The sequence below is a fragment of the Streptococcus sp. STC1396 genome, from assembly GCF_058933875.1.
On record NZ_JBZYCU010000046.1, the window covers coordinates 1 to 2,838 of the forward strand.

2 protein-coding genes are annotated in these 2,838 nt (G+C 36.8%); one reads left to right on the forward strand and one right to left on the reverse strand.

Annotated elements, in window-relative coordinates; translation table 11 throughout:
- A partial coding sequence (locus AC5FEC_RS10305; protein WP_493662106.1) for a transposase family protein occupies positions 1–379 on the reverse strand: 379 nt, incomplete at its 3' end.
- Positions 380–895: 516 nt separating this feature from the next.
- On the opposite strand from AC5FEC_RS10305, the gene AC5FEC_RS10310 reads away from it, so the two are divergent.
- Positions 896–2,838 (forward strand): GbpC/Spa domain-containing protein (locus AC5FEC_RS10310; RefSeq protein ID WP_493662107.1); only part of this gene is annotated, 1,943 nt, incomplete at its 3' end.

The following is a 2,838-nucleotide window of genomic DNA, read 5'->3' on the forward strand; positions in this document are numbered from 1 at the left end:
AGCGACGTCTAGCGCCATAGAGCCCTACGACTTTACAAGACACCACTACTTTAACATAAAGAAAAAGTAGTGAGTACTCTCTCCCGTCGGAGATTTCTTCACTACTAATCTTAGTATGTTTTCTACAGTCTTTACAGCGGAAACGTCGTTTCCTTAGACGAATCAATGTCTTGTATCCCGCGCACTCTAGATAGGGAATTTTCGATTCTTTCTGGAAGTCATATTTAGCCATTTTTCCTTGGCAGTGAGGGCATTTAGGTGCGGGATAATCTAGCTTAGTGAGGATTTCTTTATGAGTCCCCGAGTCCTTGTAATCTAGAATGATGATATTTTTGTCTTTAATTTCGAGTAGGTTTGTGATAAAATTTAATTGTTCCATAAGATTTTTTCTAATGATGGTTTCGTTGCTTTTCATTATAGGTCTTATGGAACTTTTTTTCTACAACAAAATAGGCTCCATAATCCCTGCGGTGGATTTACCCACTACAAATATTATAGAGCTTATTTTACAATATATCGTATACAAACATGATTTAGAAAATTTTTCCGCTCTCTCTAATAACGAAATTACACAATTTTTGTATATTTTATTTGCATATTGATTGAATTATTCCACTCACCAAAGTATAATATATAATGTGGGAGTGGCTAATTTTTTAAGTATTGTCAGACAGCTTAGAGATAGTTATTTAAACTCTCAGGATTATTTATTTTATTATATTGATATTGGCAAACTAAAAAAGTAAGATAGATTGTTGATATTAAATCAAATATGAAGTTGCTATAAGTGATGGCAAAAGCTTGAGACTTAGCATGAAAAGCTCTTGTTATTTCTCTTTTAGAAGGAATTAGATCAAGAGAGTTAATTAATTATAAAAAGAAAGCTAATATATTGATGTTCAAGAAAACTGGTGAAACAAAGGAACATGGTTCAATCCGTAAGAATAAAGTTTATGGTGCGATCGGAGTTCTAATATTTGGGATTATTGCAATGTTTAGCTCCCATGAAGGTGTGGTAGCTGATGAAATTAAGGCTACTAAGACAACCGCCTTGGCTCCTGTAGCAGAAGCTTCTGATACTAGCTTGATTGTTCAAGCGAAAACTGTTGCAGCCGAAGTTGCTGAAGCAAAATCGTTGGCAGCTTCATCAGCACCTGTGCCTGTTTCGATGGTAGCTGCTGGGAACCCTGCTGAAGGACAGCCAAATGTAACAGTTGAGAATCAAGAATTAAAAGATGCTATTGCTACTGCTCAAGCTTCTAATATTGAAGTAAAACAAAAACCAACTGAGATCATTGGAACAGCTAATACACAAGAAGAAGCTGCAAACTTAGAGGCTGATGCAATTGCTCGTGAAAAAGAGCAAGCCCAAAGTATACGAGAGTCAACTGATAAATATAACAGTGATTATGCAACAGCTCAAAGTAACACTCAAAAGCCCGGTTATCTTAGTGAAGTTGTAACTCAGGGGTTAAACTTTCAAAGTGAGCCGAATGCTAGTTTATCAATTAGTGGGACGACAGAATTCGGTCAGCAAGATGCGCCTAGAGCGTACTCATATGAAGAATATATAGGTAGTGGTAGGACATTTGCTAATAATCCAATAGCTGCATACAAAACTTCTGCATCAGGGAATTTTGTGATTCCCAAAATTAACAAAGGTCAAACTATAACAGCTACTTACACAAATCTACAAAATTCTAGCTATAATGGTACAAAAATTGCTAAAGTTGTTTATGAAGTAACAAATTTAAATAATGGGATAGGAATAATCGGTTTTGCTGAGAAAGATCCAACTAAGGGGATTTATACTTTTTATAACTTAACTGCTCCTTCTAAATATGGTGTAAAAATTCGTTTTTATGACGAGAATGATAATATCATCCAATTTAAGCAAGCAACTCCAGCTATATTGGCACTGACAAGTTTGTCAAAAACGATACGTGCTGATGGAAAGAAGCATGAAGAGGGGATAGCAGACTATAACTTCAAACCAGTAAAAATAACTGGTTCGTATGTTGAAAAACAATCTGATAATCGTTTAGCTGCAAGTAGTCCGACACAAAATATCCCAGATAGATATAACCATCCGGATTTTTATAAGACTAGTATCGCTGGTGTAATAGATAATGGCGATGTTATCTCGTTTACCATGCGTAGGGATTCAGAGTTTGATAGCGGGTACTGGTTAGCAATTACAAGTAGGTTACCTTCTCCTTTTATTTTAACGAAGCCTGACCTCAGTTATAATTTTTTCAGTTACAACACAGCCGGAACAGTATTGCTTGATAATTATATTCAAGGAACAACGACTAAACTGACCGAAACACAAATAATTAAGCCTAAAGGGACGCCCACAGGAGAATCTTATGTAGCGTCACATGAAGAACGGGTGCATTTCAATGGGAAAGTTTATAAATATGTATCATCAAGTGAAAATGCAATGGGCACAGTGAGGTTGGGGATTACAAATGTATATAACTATTATGTTGAGGCAATAGGAGGTGCCAGGGTTGTTTATCTTGATGATGACGATAATAAGAAGATTTTAGAGACTAAAGAGCTGATGGGTTATTATGGTCAAACAGATACCTATAGGACTACCGCAACGCTTCAGTATTACCAAAACTTACACTATGAAGTTGTTTCAGATAATTATCCAAGCGTCGGTGTGACGTACGATGAAACTATTCAAACCTTTGAAGTCCATTTGCGCCATAAGACGGTTCCGGTTGAAGAAACGAAAACGGTGACCGAGACCATCCAGTATGTCTATGAGGACGCGAGCCAGGCGGCAGAGTCTAAGGTTCAGACGCTGGAGTTCAAGCGGACCAATAC